Here is a 6,380-nt window from a genome sequence, read left to right as displayed (position 1 = left end):
ACAACCGAGTTACACCACTGGCTGGACACACCCCTGCCGGCCTCCCGCCTGCTGTTCGACGGTGTTCATCTTCGTCCGCTCGCACCCCGGTGCGCAGGCGCTTCACGACACTCGGCCTCATGTTCGACCGCACAGAGTGAAGGAGGCGGTGCGAACAGCAGCCAGAGTCCATACGTTCAGCTTGCTGCAGACCGTCTCGCTGGCAACGGGGCTCATCAGCGTGTGCGGTGGACGCGCCGGTCAGCAGATCGAAGACCTTGAGCCCGCCGGGCCGTCCGGTAGGCCCCGGGGCGAACGCCTCTGTGGAGCTGCAGGATTGGAGCCCGTCCGGCAGGGCGAGGGGGCCTTGGAGTGTGTTCACGGTGTGCGGCGGGCAGCGTGGCCCATGATCTGATGCGATCCGGGGCGCCAGCAGCCCAGGATCGGGAAGCCGGGTGCCTCTCTGGGAGATGGAGGATCGCGGAGATGGGGGAGAGCAGACGCCATGCGGGTGTCAGCGGAAGCCAACTCCCTCTCGTGAGCCGGTTCGTGTCGGTACGGTCCGTGGTGCCGCGTTGGGTGTTTGGACCCTGGGAGAGGGACGACGCCCGTGCTGTACTTGCGAAATGAACGACATATCCAGCCGTAGCGACGGTTCGCGCGTGCCCGCCGCTCCGGTCCCGCCGCATCCTGCACTCGTTTTCGATGTGGTGATCCCGACGTGGAACGAGGAGCGACTGCTGCCTGATCTGCTGCGCCGGGTGCGAGCCTCGCCGCACGTGGGCCAGGTCATCGTCGCGGACGCCTGCTCCGACGACACGACCGTCCAGATCGCTGAAGCAGCAGCTGCCCTGGTGGTCGCCGGGGGGCGTCCCGCAGTGGGGCGCAACGTCGGCAGCAGGTCCGGCAGCAGCGAGTACCTGCTCTTCCTGGACGCCGATGTCCAGGTCGACACCGAGATCATTGCCCAGGTCGCGGCCGTCCTCTCCGACTCCACGGTCAGCGCGGTACATCCGCGGCTCGTCCCCCTGACGGCGAAACGCTTCGTACGACTGTGCTACCACGTCCTCGACCGCTACGCGCAGTTCTGCAGCTGGATCCACCGGCCGCAGGGCATCGGCGCACTCATCGCGGTCCGCCGCAGCGCCTTCGAGGCGGTTGGCGGGTTCGACGAATCGGTGCAGGCCGGAGAGGATTCCCACTTCTTCGGACAACTGGGCCGCAGGGTCGGAGGTGTCGTATATTGTCGCGACATTGAACTTCCTGTATCGGCACGGAGGTTCGAGCTGGAGTCGCCGCTGTGGTTCGCCGCCAAGAACCTGCTGTGGGCCCCCCTGCGCCTGGCGGGGCTGCGCGTGAGCGTGATCCCGTACACCTGGCGCCGCTACCCCTGAGCCGTGCGCCCTGCATTGGGTGGTTCTGCCCTACAAGGCGGCCACGCCCGGCCGTGACACTGCTGAGCACACCCGGGCACCACCACGGCTGAAAAGGGGAGTTGCACATGCCTGCGCCGCTGACCATCCGCATGGCCACCCAGGACGACCGCCCTGCCATCTACCGGCTCCGCCACGACGTCTACGCCGACGAACTCGCCCAGTACCCGCCCAACCAGGACCGTCTGCTTCCCGACCTCGACGACAGCGGCAACCTCTACATCATCGCGCAGGACGGCGATACCCTCGCCGGTTTCATCAGCATCACCCCGCCGACCGCGCCGCGCCTGTTCATCGAGCGATACCTCGACGAGAGTGCCGCCGCCGAGCTGAATGCCGAGCGGCCGTTCGAAGTGCGGGCTCTGACCGTGCGCAGGGACATCCGCGCCACGGGAGCGGCGTCCCTGCTCATGTACGCACTGCTGCGCTGGCTGGCCACCCAGGGCGCCTCCAGTGTCGTGGCCATGGGGCGCGAAGAGGTCCGCGGCATGTACGCCCGCCTCGGTCTGGAGCCAACGGACCGCCACATCCAGGCGGGAAGCCAGAAATACGTTGTCATGAACGGTCAAGTCGCTGTGGCGGAGGCGAAGTTCGACGTCGCCTACCGGAGCATCCTCGACCGGCTCGAGCAGAGCGTCTACTGGGAGATGGGGATGCCGTTCCGCCCGCACGCCGAGCACTGCCTGCACGGCGGCCGCTCCTTCGACGCCATCGGCACACGCTTCGACCGCCTCGGCACGCGTGGCCAGATCATCACCGCCGACGTCCTCGACGCCTGGTTTCCCCCGGCGCCCGGCGTCGTACAGGCCCTGGCCGAGGACATTCCCTGGCTGTGCCACACGTCCCCGCCGGCCCAGGCGGACGGCCTCGTTGAGCAGATCTCCGCTGCCCGCGAGGTGGCTGAGCGCAACATCGTGGTCGGCGCCGGGTCCTCCGCCCTCATGTACCAGGCGGCCGCCCGCTGGCTCAGCCCCCGCTCGCGCGTGCTGCTCACCCTCCCCACCTACGGGGAGTACCCCCACTTGATCGAGAAGGTCGTCGGAGCTCAAACCGACTACCTGCGGCTGGACCCCGCCCAGGACTGGAGCCTGAACCTGGACGAACTCGCCCGCGCCCTGCGCCGCAACTATGACCTGGTGGTACTGGTCAACCCCGCCAACCCCACCGGCCGTTACACCGACGCCGACCAGCTGTGGCACGTCCTGCGGTCCGCACCGCCCAGCACCACGGTGTGGGTCGACGAGGCCTATATCGACTACGTCGGCACGTCCGGCGCATCCCTCGAACGCAAGGCCGCGCTGAGCGGCAACATCGTCGTCTGCAAGACGATGTCAAAGGCCTACGCCCTCTCCGGCCTGCGCGCCGCCTATCTCGTCGCCCCGGATCAGCTCGCCACGAACCTGCGACGCTGGTCACCGCCGTGGCCCGTCGCCCTGCCGAGCCAGATCGCGGCCGTGCGCGCCCTTCAGGACCCTGACCACTATGCGCAGTACTGGCACGCCACCGCCACCGCCCGCCACCAGCTGGCCAGCCGGCTCCAAGCACTTGCCGCCTGGCAAGTCACCGAAGCACAGGCGAACTTCGTCCTTCTGCGTATCCCCTCCGAAGGAACCGCCGACCGTATGCGGCAGCTGTGCGAGGACCGCGGCGTCTTCGTGCGCGACCTCACCCCCCTCTCACCGGACTTCAGGGGACAGTGGGTGCGGATCGCCGTCAAGGACCCGGCCGGAAACGACCGCATTGTGACGGCAGTGCGCGCGGCTGCCGATGCCATGGCCCTGCTGCCACCAGACAGGAATGAACCGCAGTGATCCGAGTCGCCATCGTCGAAGACGACCCCATCACCCGTTACGGCCTCACCCAGATCATCACCGCAGAGTCCGACTTCACCCTGGTGAGGGCGGCCGCGTCGATGGAGACCTTCGGCCTCCTCCAGGCCCGCGACGTCGACGTCGTCCTGCTCGACCTCTACCTGCGAGGCGGCGGGCCGGAGGGCGCCGAGGCGGTACGCCTCCTGGTCGACCGGCACTGCCGCGTCCTGGTCCTGTCGATGTCGGACGAAGAGATTGCCGTCCAGACCGCGATCGGCGCGGGCGCCCACGGCTACCTCACCAAGGAGGCCGAGCCCGACGAGATCGTCCGCGCCGCCCGGTCCGTCGCCGGCGGCGACATGTACATCTCCGCCACCGTCGCCGGCTTCCTCCTGCGCGACCCGGCACGGCTGACCGAACGCGAGGTGGAAATCCTGCGCATGGTCGCCAGCGGCGACACCACCCCCGAGATCGCCGCCGCACTGACGATCAGCGATAAAACGGTCAACCGTCACCTGGAGCGTATCCGCGACAAGACCGGCTACCGGAACAAGGCCGACCTCACCCGGCTCGCCTACGAACGCGGAATCATCTCCCGCTTCCGACGCAGACGCAACGACCCGTCCCAGCGATGACCCGCCGTGCCCATCGGGACAACTGATCGGGGAACACCATGCGAGCCGATCGCCGACGCAGCAGACCAGCACCCAGCAGGCGCCGAACCAACTGGGTCGTCCTCGCCGCGCTCATCCACCGCACCCTGGTCAACCCCATCATCCTGGCCGGCGGTTATGAGGTCCTGGGGGGCCAAGCCCACGCCTACCTCCTTATCGTGGCCGCCTTCACCAGCTGCAACGCCCTGCTCGCCGTCCACGTCATCATCCGTGGGACCGCCCACCTCCGACGCTCCACCGCCTTCTTCGCCGCGGACCTGACCGTTACCGTTGCCGCCAACCTCGCCCTTGCCGCCCTCCTGCCGGCCAACACCGTCCTCCTGCCCTACCGGGACGTGCTGTGGCTGTACGCGACCAGTACCGCAGGACTGTGGACGAGCCTGCGCGGCACCCGAACCGGCGTGGTTCTGCTCTTCGCGGGATCGCTGCTCCCCGCGGCCATGGTGCTGGCCAACCGAGCAGACGTCACCCGCGACGGACTGCTGCACCTCATAGCCCGCGACGGGTGGCTGTGGATCGCCATACTCATCCCGATCATGGTCAACCGCATGTCCCGGGACTCCGCCGCCCGCACCGCACGCGAAAGCAGAAGAGCCGGAAGGGCTCTGGAACGCACCCGTGCGCTGCGCGATCTCCACGACCACGTCCTGCAGGGACTCGCCCAGATCGGCCGGAGCACCGCCATCACGGACACCGACGCCACGAGCTGGCGTGAGGAAGTCCGCCAGATCGCCGTCGATCAACACGACCAACTGCGCAGAGCCATGCAGAAGGACGATGAGGAACACGAGGGCCTGCGCGACGCCCTGTACGCCCTGTCCCACAGTTTCCGCGGCCAACTGGACGTCCACCTGGACCTGTCCCGCCTGACCGCCGAGCCCGCTCAGCGCGTGGCCGAGGCCCTGAGCGGTGCCGTGCGGGAATCACTCCGCAATACCGCCAAGCATTCCGGAGTGCGCGCCGCTTCCGTCACCGCCCACGACGAAGGAACCAGCCTGCGGATCCTCATCGCCGACCAGGGCCGTGGCTTCGACCCGGCGACGGCTCCCCGCGGCTTCGGCCTGCATCATTCCATCACCAGGCGACTCGACGAGATCGGAGGAGCCGTCCGCGTCCGCACCAGCCCCGGCGCCGGAACCACGATCGACATCGTCGCACCGCTGACCCCCACCCTCGCCAAGCACCCGCACCACCCCGGCGGCACCGACCCTGGCCGCGCCCTGGGCGAGCACGACGCCACCGACAGCCTCACCCGGCAGGCCATCGCGTGGTTCGCCCTTGCAGCCCTGGCCTACCGCATCGCGCTCAGCCCCCTGCAGGCCATGAACGCGCTGGCCAACCTCAACCTCGCCGTCCCGATCCTGTACAGCGTGATCGTTGCGGCCGTCCTGGTGGTCGACCTCACTTTGCTGAGCGTCGTCCTGGCCGGCCGATTCGCCCAGGCACTGCGCTCCCGTCTCCTCCTCGGCTTTGACCTCACCGTCACCGTTGCCATGAACCTGTGGGCGGCTCATGTTCTGCCCACCGGCTCCGAACTCCTGCCCGGCCGTGACATCCTGTGGACCTATGCCGTCGGCGTAGTTGCCTTCTGGACCGTCCTGCGGGGGATCCCCGCCGGCATCGCACTCGTCCTGGGGGGCGTCGTCCTGCAGATCGCGATGGCCGCACTCAACCACGCCGCACTCACCAGCAGCGGCTGGGCACAACTGGCCTCCCGGCAGGGATGGCTGCTCTCCGCCCTGCTGCTCGCCTGGCTCGCCACCACCATCGCCCGAAACAGCGCCCGAAAAGCCGTCGCTCAAGGCATCCATGCCGGTCGCGCCATCGAACACGCCTGGACCCTGCGCGACATGTACGCGGGCGTCGAGGAAGCCCTCCGGCAGATCATCGCCCACTGCGACGCACCAGAACTGTCGCCCGAACACCGGGCTCGGCAGATCCGCGGTACAGCGCTCACCGAATCAGCCCGACTGCGCGCCGCCATGAACCCCGCACAGCCCCCCACCCAGCACCATCTGGCCTCGGCACTCGCCCGCTGCGCAGACGCCGCCCGAAGCCAGGGCCTGCGCGTCGAACTCGTCGATGCCGAGCTGTCCTGTGACACCCCCGAACCCGTGGCCCGAGGCATGGCCGCAGCCGTCGACAGCTTCCTGGCCGACGCGGCCGGAGTCGGCCGAACGTCACACGTCGTCCTGCGCGCCAGCACGCTCGGACGAGGCGTAGAAGTCACCGTGCGAGAACGACCGTCGGACGCCGACGCCTGCCACCGGCCTCTGCCCGACCCCCAACGCTACGAGGCCGCGCTCACCCCCCTCGGCGGCCACGCCGACCTGCGAGAGACCCCCGACGGCGGCACCAGACTGCGCCTGCAATGGACACCCGCGCCCCTGCCCGCCCAGCGAGCACGCACACCGCACACCCACGCCCCAGGAAGGACGGAAGCCCCCTGAACCCCCACCAGCGCCCGGCCGCCGCTCAAGGCC

4 protein-coding genes are annotated in these 6,380 nt (G+C 68.9%); all 4 read left to right on the top strand.

Translation table 11 applies throughout. The features are described from left to right. The first annotated feature begins 605 nt into the window (after positions 1-605). The gene (locus R2S09_RS36765) at positions 606-1,373 is read left to right on the top strand and encodes a glycosyltransferase (protein ID WP_316745544.1); all 768 of its coding nucleotides are present in this window, start codon (positions 606-608) and stop codon (positions 1,371-1,373) included. Between the two features lie 107 nt (positions 1,374-1,480). Next, complete coding sequence (locus R2S09_RS36760; RefSeq protein ID WP_316745543.1) at positions 1,481-3,223, top strand: aminotransferase class I/II-fold pyridoxal phosphate-dependent enzyme; 1,743 nt, start codon at positions 1,481-1,483, stop codon at positions 3,221-3,223. After that, positions 3,220-3,858 carry a response regulator transcription factor gene (locus R2S09_RS36755; protein WP_316745542.1) on the top strand — a complete coding sequence of 213 codons (639 nt, stop codon included), beginning with the start codon at positions 3,220-3,222 and terminating at the stop codon, positions 3,856-3,858. Before R2S09_RS36760 ends, R2S09_RS36755 begins: the two co-directional genes overlap by 4 nt. Before the next feature lie 38 nt (positions 3,859-3,896). Continuing rightward, positions 3,897-6,347 carry an ATP-binding protein gene (locus R2S09_RS36750; protein WP_316745541.1) on the top strand — a complete coding sequence of 817 codons (2,451 nt, stop codon included), beginning with the start codon at positions 3,897-3,899 and terminating at the stop codon, positions 6,345-6,347. Positions 6,348-6,380 lie beyond the last annotated feature (33 nt).

Source organism: Streptomyces sp. MK7, from assembly GCF_032658145.1.
GTDB lineage: Bacteria > Actinomycetota > Actinomycetes > Streptomycetales > Streptomycetaceae > Streptomyces > Streptomyces spiralis.
This window is presented reverse-complemented; position numbering and strand designations above follow the sequence as displayed.